Origin of the sequence: Steroidobacter sp., assembly GCF_036402275.1 — a bacterium.
Lineage (GTDB): Bacteria > Pseudomonadota > Gammaproteobacteria > Steroidobacterales > Steroidobacteraceae > Steroidobacter.
This window is the reverse complement of record NZ_DASWTF010000018.1, coordinates 116,282-130,513: the sequence shown is the minus strand read 5'-3', so window position 1 is coordinate 130,513 and position 14,232 is coordinate 116,282. Positions and strand designations below refer to the sequence as shown.

Annotated in this window: 13 protein-coding genes and 1 riboswitch; of the genes, 8 read left to right on the top strand and 5 right to left on the bottom strand. The window is 61.1% G+C overall.

What is annotated here, in order from left to right; translation table 11 throughout:
- Positions 1-4 precede the first annotated feature (4 nt).
- Positions 5-91: riboswitch (cyclic di-GMP riboswitch) on the top strand.
- Between the two features lie 155 nt (positions 92-246).
- Positions 247-942 carry a putative Ig domain-containing protein gene (locus tag VGD45_RS10300; protein ID WP_331155204.1) on the top strand — a complete coding sequence of 232 codons (696 nt, stop codon included), beginning with the start codon at positions 247-249 and terminating at the stop codon, positions 940-942.
- Between the two features lie 52 nt (positions 943-994).
- Here VGD45_RS10300 and VGD45_RS10295 read toward each other — a convergent pair whose 3' ends face one another.
- Positions 995-2,824, bottom strand: a complete 1,830-nt coding sequence (locus VGD45_RS10295) for a DUF885 domain-containing protein (protein ID WP_331155203.1) — start codon at positions 2,822-2,824, stop codon at positions 995-997.
- A gap of 105 nt (positions 2,825-2,929) precedes the next feature.
- Between VGD45_RS10295 and VGD45_RS10290 the strand changes: the two genes are divergently transcribed.
- The 5 genes from VGD45_RS10290 to VGD45_RS10270 all read left to right on the top strand — a co-directional run bounded on the left by VGD45_RS10290 (position 2,930) and on the right by VGD45_RS10270 (position 8,871).
- Positions 2,930-4,732 (top strand): sulfurtransferase, encoded by a 1,803-nt coding sequence (locus VGD45_RS10290; protein WP_331155202.1) that lies wholly within the window; start codon positions 2,930-2,932, stop codon positions 4,730-4,732.
- Positions 4,729-5,610 (top strand): RNA polymerase sigma-70 factor, encoded by an 882-nt coding sequence (locus tag VGD45_RS10285; protein WP_331155201.1) that lies wholly within the window; start codon positions 4,729-4,731, stop codon positions 5,608-5,610. Before VGD45_RS10290 ends, VGD45_RS10285 begins: the two co-directional genes overlap by 4 nt.
- Complete coding sequence (locus VGD45_RS10280; protein ID WP_331155200.1) at positions 5,597-7,303, top strand: ankyrin repeat domain-containing protein; 1,707 nt, start codon at positions 5,597-5,599, stop codon at positions 7,301-7,303. The genes VGD45_RS10285 and VGD45_RS10280 overlap by 14 nt, the downstream gene beginning before the upstream one ends.
- A 71-nt stretch (positions 7,304-7,374) precedes the next feature.
- A complete protein-coding gene (locus VGD45_RS10275) occupies positions 7,375-7,860 on the top strand; it encodes a carboxymuconolactone decarboxylase family protein (protein ID WP_331155199.1) in 486 nt (161 codons plus the stop codon).
- A 120-nt stretch (positions 7,861-7,980) separates the two neighbouring features.
- Positions 7,981-8,871, top strand: a complete 891-nt coding sequence (locus VGD45_RS10270; protein ID WP_331155198.1) for a peptidylprolyl isomerase — start codon at positions 7,981-7,983, stop codon at positions 8,869-8,871.
- Between the two features lie 132 nt (positions 8,872-9,003).
- On the opposite strand, the gene VGD45_RS10265 is transcribed toward VGD45_RS10270, so the two are convergent.
- From VGD45_RS10265 to VGD45_RS10255, 3 genes are all read right to left on the bottom strand, one after another.
- The gene (locus VGD45_RS10265) at positions 9,004-9,396 is read right to left on the bottom strand and encodes a DoxX family protein (RefSeq protein WP_331155197.1); all 393 of its coding nucleotides are present in this window, start codon (positions 9,394-9,396) and stop codon (positions 9,004-9,006) included.
- An 823-nt stretch (positions 9,397-10,219) separates the two neighbouring features.
- Positions 10,220-10,555 carry an isoprenylcysteine carboxylmethyltransferase family protein gene (locus VGD45_RS10260; protein WP_331155196.1) on the bottom strand — a complete coding sequence of 112 codons (336 nt, stop codon included), beginning with the start codon at positions 10,553-10,555 and terminating at the stop codon, positions 10,220-10,222.
- On the bottom strand, positions 10,555-10,761 hold the full coding sequence (locus tag VGD45_RS10255) for a hypothetical protein (RefSeq protein WP_331155195.1): 207 nt from the start codon (positions 10,759-10,761) through the stop codon (positions 10,555-10,557). Before VGD45_RS10255 ends, VGD45_RS10260 begins: the two co-directional genes overlap by 1 nt.
- Before the next feature lie 375 nt (positions 10,762-11,136).
- Between VGD45_RS10255 and VGD45_RS10250 the strand changes: the two genes are divergently transcribed.
- Entirely contained in the window at positions 11,137-11,574 is a 438-nt protein-coding gene (locus VGD45_RS10250; protein WP_331155194.1) for a hypothetical protein, read from the top strand.
- 95 nt (positions 11,575-11,669) lie between these two features.
- Positions 11,670-13,019, top strand: coding sequence for an HNH endonuclease (locus tag VGD45_RS10245; RefSeq protein ID WP_331155193.1), 1,350 nt, complete (start codon positions 11,670-11,672; stop codon positions 13,017-13,019).
- A 26-nt stretch (positions 13,020-13,045) separates the two neighbouring features.
- Here VGD45_RS10245 and VGD45_RS10240 read toward each other — a convergent pair whose 3' ends face one another.
- On the bottom strand, positions 13,046-14,212 hold the full coding sequence (locus tag VGD45_RS10240; protein WP_331155192.1) for an acyl-CoA dehydrogenase family protein: 1,167 nt from the start codon (positions 14,210-14,212) through the stop codon (positions 13,046-13,048).
- Between the last annotated feature and the right edge of the window lie 20 nt (positions 14,213-14,232).

Sequence of the window (14,232 nt, the reverse complement as noted above, 5' to 3'; positions counted from 1 at the left end):
TCGCTACCGTCAAGGGCAAACCCGTCGAAAGTCGGGGACGCAAAGCTACCGGTCTAAAGGGCTCACGCCCGATGACAGCGGGGCTGCCGAATTAGCGAGAACACACTGTGCCGAGGAGGCACGGCTGTTCTATGTGTACGCAAGTACACCGATGATTCGTCAGGTCGCGATGAGAGCGACCGCGTCACGCCCTTGGAAATTCACGCCGCGCGCGGAAGCGCCGGCAGATGTAACAAGGGCTGTCAGATGCAGAAGGCGAATCTCGGGAAGTTGGCGCAGCGTGGCGGGCTGGTTGCGCTGGTCGTTACAGGATTGATGACTGCCGGCTGTGGCGGTGGTGGCGGCGGCGGTGGCTCCGCCAATGCTTCCGCTAGCAGCGGTGCAAATACCGCTCCGACGATTTCCGGTTCCCCGGTCACGCAGGCCAGCGTCGGCGCCAACTACTCGATGGCGCCGCAAGCCACCGACGCCGACGGCGATACCCTCGCATTCACCATTCAGAACAAGCCCGAGTGGGCGCAGTTCAACACGGCCACCGGCCAGCTCTCCGGCACTCCGTCCGCGCAGACCACCACCGACAACATCGTGATCACGGTCAGCGATGGCAAGGCCAGCGCTTCGCTCACGGCGTTCTCGATCAGCGTCGGCGCGGCGGGCACGACGCCCACGCAGGCTGCTTCCGGTCCGGGTGTGTCGCTCTCCTGGGATGTGCCGACCCGCACCGAGTCCGGCGAGACGCTGCAGAATCTGGCGGGCTATCGCATTCACTACGGCACCAACCAGAACGCGATGGTGAACTCGGTCGAAGTGGCGAGCGCCGGTCAGAATACCTTCACCGTGCAGAACCTGCCGCGCGGCACTTATTACTTCGCCGTCCGTGCATTCACCGCGACGGGCGACGAGAGCAAGCTCTCGAACGTCATCTCCCGCACGATCAGCTAAGAAGTCGAAACAGGACTGGCGTCATGATCGACGCCAGTCCTGAGCTGCCATTTCAATTCGCTGAGGCGCCCGCGACGTAGCGGTCGACTTCGCGTCCCAGCAGCTCCAGTGGCGCAGTGCCCGTACGCAGCACGACGTTGTGAAATTGCTGAGGCGAGAACTTATCGCCCAGCGCGGCGCGAGCCCGATCGCGCAGCTTCAGGATCTCGAGCTGGCCGATCATGTAAGAACAGGCCTGGCCGGGATACACGACGTAGCGCTCGACCTCGCTGGCCTCGACGCCGTAATCGATGGCTTGCTGGCGCGTCCATTTCTTGGCGTGCAGTCCGGTGTCCACGACCAGTCGCCGCGCACGAAACAACTGCGCGTCCAGCATGCCGAGCAATCCTTCCGGATCGCCCTCGTACCAGCCGTTCTCGGCGACCAGATTTTCGGCGTACAGCGCCCAGCCTTCGGACATCGCCGAAATACCGCCCAGCACGCGCGCCTGCCGGAACTTCGGCAGATCGGTGTTTTCCTGCTCGATGGCGATCTGGAAATGATGGCCCGGAACGGTTTCGTGATAGACGAGCGTGCGCAGACCGAACTTGGTCATGCGCTGAGGCCGCAGCGGCATCTGGAAGATCGCCGAGCGCGAGCCATCGAGCGGCGCGCGGTTGTAGTTCGCCGCGGCGGCCGCCTCACGAAACCGGGGGAAAGGCTGCGCGACGACCGGTCCCTTCGGTTGCAGGTCGAACAGAGTAGGACTGCGCTTGAGCGCGTCGGCGATCATGCCGTCGATGTCTCGCATGATGGCGGCGCGGCTCGCGTCCGATGTGGGATCGGGATAAGACAAGTCGTCGCGCAGCTTCTTGGCGCGCTCCGCAACAGTGCCTTGGGTGCGACCGAGCTGACGGAAGATCTTGTCCATCTCGCCTTCGATGCGCGCCACCTGTTGCAAACCGATCTGATGAATCTCATCCGCCGTGAGCTTGGTGGTGGTGAAGCGGCCGAGCGCATAGGAATAAGCCTGGTCGCCGCCCGGGAAACGCCACAACCCGGCGTCATCGGTCGTCTTCGGCAGAATGCTTTCCAACAGGGCGATGGCGCGACGCCAGGATGGATACACCTGCTCGGTGACGATGCGAGTCGCTTCCGCCTGCAGCTCGGAGCGTTGCGCCGTGCTGAGTCCTTCGATGTTCTGAATGCGCTGGGCGAACGCGGTCACCAGCGGGTTCTGCGCCGGGGCCGCGTCGCTGAAGGTGCGCATCGACTGCAGCGTGGTCTGTACGATGAATCGGGGCGGCAGCATTTTCTTGGCGACCAGCTGGCGCGCTTCAGCCACTGCTTCGTCCATACGCGTGCCGACCTGCTTCATGCGGGTCACGTAATTGGATGCATCCTGGGGCTTCACCAACGGATGGCGCAGCGTGAGCGATTCCACCAGTCCGACATTGGCGCCGCTGAACTGATCGAGCGGGAAGTCGTAGTCCAGGTAGGCTTCGCCCGCGACCACGTTTTCGAGCTGCCACTGCATCAACTCGGCGGAAACGCGCTGAGCATCGTTCATCTTGTTGCGATCGAATTTCTGCAGCTCCGCGAGGCCGCGCTTCGCCATCTTGATGCGTTCGAGCGTATGGGCGCGCGTGCGAGGTGTGAGTTGCTGCTCGAGCCGGTTCTGCTCCTCGCCGGAAAAGTATCTAGAGCCGGTGGCCAGGTCGGGATCGGCGCGCACCCATTCGTCGGTGAACCGCGCGAAAAAGGCGTCGACGGTCGAGCGACCCGGTTGGCTAGTCTGGCTGGTCTGGGCCGGATTCGGCCGGGTCGCCTGTTCCTGGGCAGGCGCCAGGGACGGCAGCAACAAGGCCGACACCAGGGTCGCGAGCAGCTTGGTTCTCTGCATTAATTTCCCCTAAATTAAGTGTAGCGCCAACCCTACGTTGCCGGGTTGGCCAGGTCGGCCACATTACCATGCCGGCCCGCAAAGCCCGTAAGATGCGCACCCTCCATGAACCCCATCGTCAACATCGCCGCTTACAAGTTTCTGCCGCTCGACAACCTGAAGTCGCTGCGCGCGAAACTGCAAAAGCTTTGCGCCGAGGCCGAGCTCAAAGGCAGCATTTTGCTGAGCCCGGAAGGCATCAACCTGTTCGTGGCCGGCGCCGGGCCGCAGATCGAACGGCTGCTGAGCGAGTTGCGCAGCTGGCCGGGGCTCGAGGATCTGCAGCCGAAGCTCAGCCACACGGATCATCAGCCGTTTCGCCGCATGCTGGTGCGGATCAAGCAAGAGATCATCGCGTTCGGCGTGCCGGGCATCGATCCTGCCAGGCGCACTTCGCCGAAGCTCCCCGCCGCGCAGCTGAAACAATGGCTCGACGAAGGTCGAAAGATCACGCTGCTCGACACTCGCAACGACTACGAGATCAAGCTCGGCACGTTCAAGAACGCGCTGCCTATCGGCATCGATCATTTCCGTGATTTTCCCGAGGCGGTCGCGAAGCTGCCGGAGGAGCTGAAAGAGCAGACGGTGGTCATGTTCTGCACGGGCGGCATCCGCTGCGAGAAGGCCGGGCCGTACATGGAGCAGGCGGGATTCAAGAACATCCTGCAGCTCGATGGCGGCATCCTGAAATATTTCGAGGACGTGGGTGGCGAGCACTACGACGGTGAATGTTTCGTGTTCGATCAGCGCGTGGGGCTCGATCCGAAGCTGAGCGAAACGCAGTCGGCGCAATGTTTTCAGTGCCAGTCGCCGCTGACGCAGGAAGAGCAGGAACATCCGCACTATGTGCCGGGCCGTTCCTGTCCTTATTGTTTCAAGACGCCGGCCGAGCAGATGGCAGTGAATATCTCGCGGCGGCATGAAACTATCCGCAAGCTCGTGACGCCGCTGCCCGGTAGTCAGCCGTACGATCACTTCAAGCCAGTGAATGTGCCGGTGGATTGCGATGGCAAGACCGTCGTCGAGGCGCTGTACCGAGTCGTCCGATACATTCCCATCGAAGTCTGGGAACAGAAGTGCGCGGACGGCTTGATTCTCACGGCGGATCGAGAGCCGGTCGCCGCCACGCATCGAGTGAAGACGGGCGAGCGTTATTTGCATCGCTTGCCGGCGGTCATCGAGCCCGCGGTGAATATGGACGTGCGCATCCTTCATGAGGATGAAGCGATCGTGGTCGTGAACAAGCCCGCGCCGCTGCCGATTCACTCTGGCGGGCGCTTCTATCGCAATACTTTGCAATGGCTGCTTCACGACGTGTACTCGCCGCAGAAGCTGCGGCCCGCGCACCGTCTGGACGCTAATACCACGGGCGTGCAGGTGCTGACTCGGACTCGCCATTTCGCCGCGCTGGTGCAGGATCAGTTCGCGCAGGCGCAGGTCGACAAGGTGTACCTGGTCCGCGTCAACGGCCATCCCGAGGCCGATGAGTTCGCTTGCGACGCGCCGATCAGCAAGGAGCCAGGGAAGATTGGCTCGCGTAGTGTCGATCTAGTCAGCGGGCTACCGTCTCATACCGACTTCCGCGTTCTGCAGCGTTTCGCAGATGGCACGGCTCTGCTGGAAGCACGCCCTCGCACCGGGCGCACCAATCAGATTCGCATTCATGCCGCGCATCTCGGCTGGCCGGTGTGCGGCGATCCTGCCTATTTCGCAGGCAGCGAAGTGGGCGAGACGCAGACGCTCGGCGTCGATGCGCCGCCGTTGTGTCTGCATGCGTTTGAGATTACGTTCAGGCATCCAGTGAGCCGCCAACCGGTGACGTTCAGAGCGCCGCCGCCACCCTGGGCGGCGTCGGGAGCTGAAACATGAGCGCCGATCCGACCGTCAATGCCTTCGCTGCTGAACGTTCGCGGCTGTTCGGTATTGCATATCGGATGCTGGGCTCGCGCGCGGACGCGGAAGATGTTTTGCAGGATGCGTGGTTGCGCTGGACTGAATCGGAGCACGACAAACTGCGTTCCACGCAGGCTTGGTTGACCACCATCGTTACCCGGTTGTCCATCGACCGGTTGCGCTCGGCCAAGGCGCAGCGGGAGGTCTACATCGGCCCGTGGTTGCCCGAGCCGCTGGCGGACATCGACCCCGTCACGCCCGAATCGAAGGCCGAGCAGGCGAGCGATCTTTCCATTGCCTTCCTGAACCTGCTCGAGCGCCTCGGGCCCGAAGAGCGGGCGGCCTTCGTCCTGCACGACGCTTTCGATTGCGACTACGACGATATCGCCGAGATGCTCGGCAAGAGCCCGGCTGCGTGCCGGCAGCTCGTGCATCGCGCTCGCGAACGCGTGACCGCCGATCGCCGCCGCTTTCAAGTCGATGAACAAACCCGCCGGCGCATGCTGGAACGGTTCATCACTGCCGCCAATGACGGCAACATCGACGAGCTGAAGTCGCTGTTCGCCACCGACGCTCGCATGATCTCCGACGGCGGCGGCAAGGCAGTCGCGGTCCGTCGCATCCTCCACGGCGCCGAGCGCATCGCGCAGCTGTTCGCGATGATCTTCCGCCGCAGATCTCTGCAGGTCGACCGACGCATCGTGCGCATCAACGGCGAGCTTGGTCTGGCCACTTCGTTCAACGGCAAGCTGCACTCGGTCTCGACCCTGGATACGGACGGCCAGCGCATCTACGCCTACTACACCGTCGCCAACCCGGACAAGCTGGCGGACTTTACGCGTGCCGGCGCCTGACAAATATCGTTTGCATCGACTGGTGCGTGCGGGCGATCTCGCCGCCATCCGGGCTTTGCCGCCACTGTCCGCCCGCGAGCTCAACGAATTCGATGCGAGTCGCAAAGCCCCTCTGATGTATGCGGTGCAGCTGCCGACCGGCGGTGTGCCCATCGTTCAAGAGCTGTTGAGGCGCGGCGCGTGGCTCAACGTCGCCGAACAGAATCTGTTATCGCTGGCGCTCGCGGGTGGCGATCCGCAAATGCTGCCTGCATTACTCGCGGCCGGGCTCGATGTGAAATCCGCCGCGGCGAACGGCTACGACGCGTTGATTACCGCCGTGCATGGACGCGATGTATATCGAGATGCTCGCCTGATCGACTCACTGAAGCTGCTCATCGCTCACGGCGCGCCACTCAACGGGGTTTCCGACTACAACGAAACGGCTCTGCGGGTGTTGTCCAGGATGGGGCGCTTCGATGCGGTTCGATTCTTGATCGAAGCCGGCGCCGACCCCGCGCATTTGAAATGGACGCCGTTGATGCATGCGGTGGCCTACGGGTCGTTGTCCGATGTCCAAGCACACTTGCACGACGGCGATCTGGAGCGGCGGGACACCTGGAAAATGACGCCTTATCTGCTGGCGATCCGTGCCGGCGATATCGCCAAAGCAGAGCTGTTGCGCGATGCCGGAGCCGACGTGGCCGCGCGGAGTCATTGCGAAACGCCTGCCATATTCCACGCCATCGAAATCGATCGACCCGACGTGCTGCGCTGGTTGCTGAGACACGGATGCGACGTGAGTGACACAGATCAATTCGGCACGCCTGCGCTGATTCACGCGGTCGAGCACGGGGCGGCGAATTGCGTCGACGCTCTGCTCGAACTCGGTGTCGACATCGAGGCGGAGCAATATGGATCGACGGCCCTGCGCTCGGCCACCTCGGCTGACGTCGCGTATCGACTGCTGCGCGCCGGCGCGGATCCGGCCCGGATTTCGGACGAGAGCCGCAGGGCGTTTCTTGGGCTGGATCCCGACCCCGATGTCTATTTGCTGACCGCGTCGCAGGAACAGTTCGAGCGCGCCATGACACGTCGTTTCGGGCGTGGGAACCCGGAGCAGTTCCACGAGCCGTTCTGGGAAAGCATGATCCGCGCCGGGGTTTCGGCCTACGCGGCGGCGGAGTGGTTCGCTACGGGCCGGAAACATGAGCGTCCCGTGTGGTGCGCGCGACGCTTCGGACAGTCGATGACGTTCCTACCCGATGGCCGCATCGTTCAGATCGGCGGCGAGCACGAGGATCACTACGATCCGGACTTCTGCATCTACAACGATGTCTTCGTGCACGAACGCAACGGGGCCATTCGCATCTACGGTTATCGCGAAGCCGAGTTTCCGCCGACGGACTTTCACACAGCGACCTTGTTCGAGGACTGCATCTACATCATTGGCGGTCTCGGCTATCTCGAACAACGCCGCTATGGCGAGACGCCGATCTTCCGGCTGCACCTGGAGGACTTCCATATCGAGCGGCTGAGGGCGACCGGCGCCGCGCCGGGGTGGATTTACAGCCATCGGGCGCAGTTGCTCGATTCGGGCGTCATCCGGATCACTGGCGGCACGATCGTGACGCTGGCCGGAGATGACGAGGACCATTCCGTCAATCAGAAGGCGTTTTTGCTCGACGTCGGCTCTTTGCGTTGGTCGTCCTAGGGGGGGGGCTGTCACAACTCGCGGGGCTCGTTCGTCTAGGGGGCGTAACAACCCTTTATGAGGAGAGCGCCATGAGTCAGAACCGTCCGTACAACATCATGAAGCATCCCGACGTGCTCAAGGCCATGTTGAATCTGGCGACCACGTACGAGAATTCCACGCTGGAGCACCCATTGCTCGAGCTGGTCAAAATCCGCGCCTCGCAGATCAACGGCTGCGGTTACTGCCTGGACATGCACACCAAGGATGCACGTCTGGAAGGCGAGACCGAGCAGCGGCTGTATCTGGTCAGCGTCTGGCGTGAAACGTCCATTTACAGCGAGCGCGAGAAAGCGGCGCTGGCCTGGACCGAGGCGGTGACTCGGCTGGAGCATCAGCACGTTCCCGACGAGGTCTACGATCAGGCCAAGGCTCAGTTCAGTGACGAAGAGCTGGTGCGTCTGACCATGGCGGTGGTGGGCATCAATGGTTGGAATCGGCTCAACATCGCATTCAATCTTCCGGCGGGCGGTTACAAGGCGGGCAGCTTGAAGGCGATGCGCAGTCAGGCTTCTTGATCAGTGCTTCGGCGGCGGCCATGTCGCGACTCGATTCGCCGCATGATCGTCGTTCCGCTGGTTTGATTTGAACGAGGCGCGGATGCGATAGTCACGGCCACTTCTCACAAGGAACTGGCCGTGATCAAACCTCTGCGCCTCGTTGTACTCGCTGCTCTGCCTTTGCTGTTTGCGTCGTTGCCGTCGAGTGCCGCTGGCCGCACGATGGCGGACGTGCTCGCCGCGTCGAAGCCGTCGGACTGGCGGCCTGTCGATCCGGAAAATACTTTGTATATGGACCTGGCGGCGGGCCGCATCGTGATCGAGCTGCAGCCAGAGTTCGCGCCAAAGCATGCGGCCAACTTGCGCGCGCTGACGCGAGCGAAGTATTTCGATGGTCTCGCGATCACGCGCTCGCAAGACAATTTCGTCGTGCAGTGGGGCGAGGCGAACGCGCAGAAATCGTTCGGTGAGGCGAAGCCGACCTTGACGCCAGAATTCACGCGTCCGGCTGCGGGCCTCAAGTTCACCGCGCTACCTGATCCCGACACCTATGCGGCGCAAACCGGTTTCGTTAACGGCTTCCCCGCCGCGCGTGAGTCAGCGCAGGGATCCGCATGGCTTGTTCACTGCTATGGCATGGTCGGCGCCGGCCGCGACAACGATGTGAACACTGGCAGCGGTGCGGAGCTGTATGTCGTCAACGGCCACGCCATTCGTATGCTCGACCGGAATATCGCAGTGGTCGGTCGTGTGCTCCAAGGCATGGATGTGCTTTCAACCATGCCGCGCGGGAGAGGCGCGATGGGTTTCTATCAGAAACCCGAAGAACGCACGCCCATCATGCAGATTCGCCTGGCCGCCGATGTTCCGGCCGCCGAGCGCACCAACCTTGAGGTGTTGAGAACGGATACGCACACGTTCGCGGATTTGGTGGAGTCTCGTCGCAATCGGCAGGACGAATGGTACAAAGTCCCCGCCGGCCGCATCGACGTCTGCAGCGTGCCGCTGCCCGTTCGGAAAGCGAAGTAAGCCAGGGTACTTGCAAGAACGGAGCGGCCGAACTGTATTTCAGTTGCGGTGCTCATGGGCTTCACTCTACGAGGAACATGGCCGAGTGTGGCTCTGGGACGAGCACTGGACGGTAAGTAACTCCGTACCAGCTTATCTGAGGAGCGGAAGCACAGTCCGCACCCGCATGTCCCGCAGCCACAACCCGCCCCACATGAACAGCGCCAAATATGTGCTGAACAAGATGTGGCTAAAGAGCGGGTTTCCGATCCGAATCTGCGTCGCCATCGCGCCACCCAGCAGACTCATCGTCAGCACGGCACCCAGCAGTGCGGTGCGCGGAATCAGATAAAGCACGACGCACGTAAGCTCGATGAGTCCGATCATCATCACGTAGCCCGGCGGCCATCCGAGCTGCGCCATGGTCTCATGCGCCACGGGCAGATTCAGCAGCTTCGGAGCGATTGAGGCACCAAGCATGAACAGGGCGAATAATCCCTTGAGCACGCGCCCGGTCCAGAGGGCTGCAGGGGAGGGCTGAGTCATCGCTGTGGTTCCTTGGATTGTACGTAGCAACATTGCCACGTCTGAAAGACGGTCGGCGGTGCGCCTCGCCGACATACGGCTAAATTCTTTTGACGCCGCGTCTGCCGCGGGTCAGTGACAGGAGCTTGGCAAAAGGGGACCGATCAAATCTGTCCCCGTTCTCAGCCGCCGCTCATCGCTTACTCGGCGATCGCCGTGACTGATTCGATACAAAAATGGGCGCAGGTTTATTTCCACGCCGCCACCAGCCATACTTCCGAGTCTCGAGCTTACCGACGCGCACATTCAGACGGACGATCGTGCATTCGGGTCATATCTACAATTTCATACCTGATGGCGGGAAAAGCGGCTCGGCCGCGCTACCTCAACTTACCAATGAATAAATTAGACGAAAGGATTCACATGGCTTTTTTTAGTCATGATTCATATTCTGCGATAGCCCAAAAAACAGAAGACAATGAAACAACTGTTTCATGGGCGGCAGTGCATGTGATTGGCAAGTACAATATAACGTCTCAATCGTACGATTTCATCCAGCTTGCAAAGAATAACAGGTATTGTTTTGTATGTTTCAGCATCGCTAAACGAGTATTTGAAAAGAACGACGGCCTGAACCCGTCGGACTTTAGAAATTACGTTTTGTATGCCTTTGATACGGAGGAAGAGCTATACCGTATATGTGAAACAACAAAAACAGACGCCGCAAGGTTTACTCAAACGTGGCACTGCGAGTATCCCTTCGACTAAATCGATTTGAGCCGATCTGTAATTTTCCCGCACCCAGTCATTTAGCTGCCTGCGAGGTATAGCAGAAGCATCCTGACTAGTACACGAACGGGATCAGTCGCTTCGTCCGCCGTTGATAGCTCGCATACGCTTCCCCCAATCCCTGCTCGAGCGCGCGCTCCTCGACTCGAATCCGATACGAGAAAACAATCGCTACCGGCACCAGCAGTAGCATCGACCAAGCATTGCCGATGAAGAGCGCGAACCCGAGGAACTCCAGGAGTACCCCCGTATAACTGGGATGACGAACGAACCGATACGGCCCCGTGTCGCCGACGCGCACATCCACGGTGAAGTAGGGCCCGAGATAGAAGATGGCATACCAGCGGAGGGCTGCGCCGGAAACGAAGATGACGACACCCAATGCCCGCATCAGCTCGACATCGCGAAATCGGCCCTCGGGGATGAGCCTGCGACAAGGAACGCCACCGTCAGGCTCACGGCCACGATGATCCAGATGAGCCGGAGTGACCCTGCATCCGATGCAGCATCCTGCCTGCCGCGACCTTTGGCGATAGCCAGCGACACCTCGGATGCTCCGAAGATCAACGCCATTGCCAATGTCACGCTCTGATTCATCTCGGTCTCCAACCGCCTGCAGGAGCAATGTAGTACGGATCGGCATCCGACGGTAACCCCCAAAATACGGCAAAAGGGGACAGGTCGATTTTCTTTGTGCGCGCTCTCACGCGTAGTCGCGCGCGCGAAGTGCGCGGAGCGATGAAACATTTTTCTCGATTGCGGTCTGTTGTTATATACAGTAACGAAGCGCCGAGATACGATCGAACCCGTGCCTGATCTTAGGCACATCGATCTCCGCCCGAAACCCATCCTTACTTTTCGAGCGGCCTGCATAGTCGATCCAGCGAGTGAGTTCAATGCATCAAAGTCGGCGCTCGACGGTGCTAGAACACCGCCGAACGCCTAACCAAATCACCCTTCGAGGAGGATGACATGGCTACGAGCGATCATACTTCCAAGCCGCGCCGTTCACGACGCAAACAATCCACAACCACCGCCGTGACGCCGAGCACGGCACCGCTCAGTAGTGGCGATCCACTAGCACCACCACCGCCAAGTCAGCCGCGCACCTTAGAAGAAGCCGTGGAGAACGTGAGAAGCCTGCTGATGCAGGTGCGCGCGACGCTTCATTGCTTATCAGACGTATTGCTGTACTCGGATGTCGATGACGGAGTCTTGCACGCCGAGGTGGCGAAGGCTCTGGAAGGCTGGGTGGACGAGGCGGCGGTGATGTTGGATCTCGTGAACCTGAAGCCGTTGATCGAGGCGCTTCGGCAGCGGGGCGGTGGAGAGCCAGGCGAAGGCGGGTCGGAGCCCGCGAGCCGTGGGCTGTATCAGGTGAGAGAGCCGAGGCTTGTGTACATGGCGTGAGGTGTTGACGCCAAGTCGCGCCTCTGTTGCCGATCTGAACGTGGCGGCAGAGGCGCGATGGAGATGGGAACGAAAAGTTCTGCGGAGACTGCACCATGAGTATGGAAAGTGTTCACCGAACCGAGCAAGACGAAGCCCGGGCGGCCGACTGGCAATCGCTCCAGAACCTCGGCCATCAAATCGTCGAGCTCGCCGGCCATCTCAATGCGGCCAACTATCGTTTGTTAATGCTGATCGCCGAGTGGGACCGCCGCAAAGGCTGGAGCGATGGCGCCAGCGCATCTTGCGCGCACTGGCTTAATTGGAAGTGCGGCATCGACATGGGCGCGGCGCGCGAGAAGGTGCGCACGGCGCATGCATTGCTGAACCTACCGAAGATTGCAGCGGCAATGGAGCGCGGGCAGTTGAGCTATGCGAAGGTACGCGCGCTGACCCGCGTCGCATGCCCCAACACTGAAGACACGCTACTCATGTACGCGCTGCATGGCACGGCCGTGCATGTAGAGCGCATCGTGCGTGACTTCCGCCGCTGCAAGGAAGCGGAGGAATTGGGGCGCGAGGCGCAACAGCAGCTCGACCGGAAGCTCACTTGGTTTCATGATGAAGATGGCATGCTTGTGATCAAGGCGCGGTTGCCCGCCGAGGCGGGGCAGATGTTTATCAAAGCCATCGAGGCCGCGTGCGAAGAGATCCCAACGGAGGAGGACGTTTCTGCGGAAACGTCATCTGTTAAATGGCGCATCCATTCATCGGCCCGCAAAGTCGATGCCCTCGCCATCATGGCGGAAACGTTCCTCGCCCAAGGCCCAGCAGCGCTCAAAGGCGGCGAGCGCAATCACATCGTGGTGTATGTGGATGCCGAAACGCTACGAGACAGTACGGCCGGGCAATGTCACTTCGAGCACGGGCCGAGCGTTGCTGCGGAAACCGCGCGGAGGCTGTCCTGTGATTGCAGCGTTGTTCCAATCGTTGAGAACGAAGACGGCGAGCCGCTCAATGTGGGCCGGAAAACGCGCAGTATCCCGCCGGCACTCCACCGCGCGATGAGATCGCGTGATCGCGGCTGTTGTCGCTTCCCGGGATGCCCGAACACGCGCTATCTCGATGGCCACCACATCCAGTATTGGGCACATGGCGGAGAGACAAAGCTTTCTAACCTCGTAAGTCTCTGCCGCTTTCACCACCGACGGGTACACGAGGGCAACGTCGTGGTCCTGGTCCTCGACGACGGCGCGATTCGTTTCGTGACACCCACCGGTGAATCCTTCGACAGCACGCTACCAAACCACACGCAGCCACTCAGCGACTGGCACCAGTTGGTCGCCACACATAAACAACAAGGGTTACACATCGACCGCCACACGGCCGCGACTCGCTGGGACGGCGAAACTTACGACCACGCATGGGCGATCGAAGCGCTACTAAAGCGTTCGCGGACCGGATGAGGCGGGATTATCCACGCGCGGCGGCACTACGAACCTTTGGGCAGTTTGCGGTCGTCGAGATCCAGCGAGCGGCCGATGATCTCGCGCATGATTTCGTTGCTGCCGGCGAAGATGCGGCTGATGCGTGCGCCGGTGTAGAGGCGCGAGATCGCATATTCGTCCATGTAACCAGCTCCGCCGTGGAGCTGCACGCACTCATCGACCACGCGGCCTTCTAACTCCGTGGTGAGCAGCTTCGCCTCTGCGGCCGTGACGCTGTCGAGGCGGCCGGCGTTGTGTTCCATCACGCATTGATCGATGAAGCATTGCAGGGCGTCGATCTGCGCCTGCATGTCCGCCAGCTTGAAGCGCGAGTTCTGGAACGTGCCGACTGGCTGGCCGAACGCCTTGCGTTCCTTCACAAACTCCAGCGTGATCTCGAACGCCGTCCGCGCCGCCTGCAGCGAGCCCACGGCGGTGATCAAGCGTTCCTCAGCCAAGAACGTGGTCAGATACTGAAACCCCTTGCCAGCCTCACCGAGCACATTTTCCTTCGGCACCCTCACATCGTTGAAGAACAGCTCGGACGTATCCTGCGCCTTCAACCCCATCTTCTTCAGATTGCGACCGCGGCGAAAACCTTCCATGCCGCGCTCAACGATGAACAAACTCAGTCCGTGCTTGCGCGCCGGATCCGTGCGAGCGGCGACGATAAAGACGTCGCCGATCTGTCCGTTGGAGATGTAAGTCTTCGAGCCATTCAACAACCAATGGTCGCCTCGATCCTCCGCGCGCGTTTTCATGCCGGCGAGGTCGCTGCCCGCGCCAGGCTCGGTCATGGCGATGCCGAGGATGGCTTCACCAGAAACGCAACGGGGCAGCAGCCGCTTCTTCTGCTCCGGAGTGCCGAGATGGCCGAGATAGGGCGCGACCAGCCGCGAGTGCAGCGTCATGAAAAAGCCGCTCTCGCCCCAGCGGCCGTTCTCTTCGATCAGGATCTGCTCGTAGCGAAAATCGGAGATGCCGGCGCCGCCGTACTCCGGATCCGCCCACATCAACAGAAAGCCCTGCTCGCCGGCCTTCAGAAAGGCCTCACGATCCACCGAGCCCTGCTCGCGCCAGCGCTCGCCGTGTGGGCCGACTTCCTTCTGAAAAAATCGACGCGCCGATTCACGGAACTGTTCGTGCTCGGGCTCGAAGATCGTTCTACGCATGCGAGTCCTTTACGGTGAAA

Coding starts and splice junctions, on each gene's coding strand:
- VGD45_RS10265 (WP_331155197.1), bottom strand. CDS start 9,396: ATGACTCAGCCCTCCCCTGCAGCCCTCTGGACCGGGCGCGTGCTCAAG.
- VGD45_RS10260 (WP_331155196.1), bottom strand. CDS start 10,555: ATGCGGGCATTGGGTGTCGTCATCTTCGTTTCCGGCGCAGCCCTCCGC.
- VGD45_RS10300 (WP_331155204.1), top strand. CDS start 247: ATGCAGAAGGCGAATCTCGGGAAGTTGGCGCAGCGTGGCGGGCTGGTT.
- VGD45_RS10275 (WP_331155199.1), top strand. CDS start 7,375: ATGAGTCAGAACCGTCCGTACAACATCATGAAGCATCCCGACGTGCTC.
- VGD45_RS10255 (WP_331155195.1), bottom strand. CDS start 10,761: ATGAATCAGAGCGTGACATTGGCAATGGCGTTGATCTTCGGAGCATCC.
- VGD45_RS10285 (WP_331155201.1), top strand. CDS start 4,729: ATGAGCGCCGATCCGACCGTCAATGCCTTCGCTGCTGAACGTTCGCGG.
- VGD45_RS10250 (WP_331155194.1), top strand. CDS start 11,137: ATGGCTACGAGCGATCATACTTCCAAGCCGCGCCGTTCACGACGCAAA.
- VGD45_RS10240 (WP_331155192.1), bottom strand. CDS start 14,212: ATGCGTAGAACGATCTTCGAGCCCGAGCACGAACAGTTCCGTGAATCG.
- VGD45_RS10295 (WP_331155203.1), bottom strand. CDS start 2,824: ATGCAGAGAACCAAGCTGCTCGCGACCCTGGTGTCGGCCTTGTTGCTG.
- VGD45_RS10245 (WP_331155193.1), top strand. CDS start 11,670: ATGAGTATGGAAAGTGTTCACCGAACCGAGCAAGACGAAGCCCGGGCG.
- VGD45_RS10290 (WP_331155202.1), top strand. CDS start 2,930: ATGAACCCCATCGTCAACATCGCCGCTTACAAGTTTCTGCCGCTCGAC.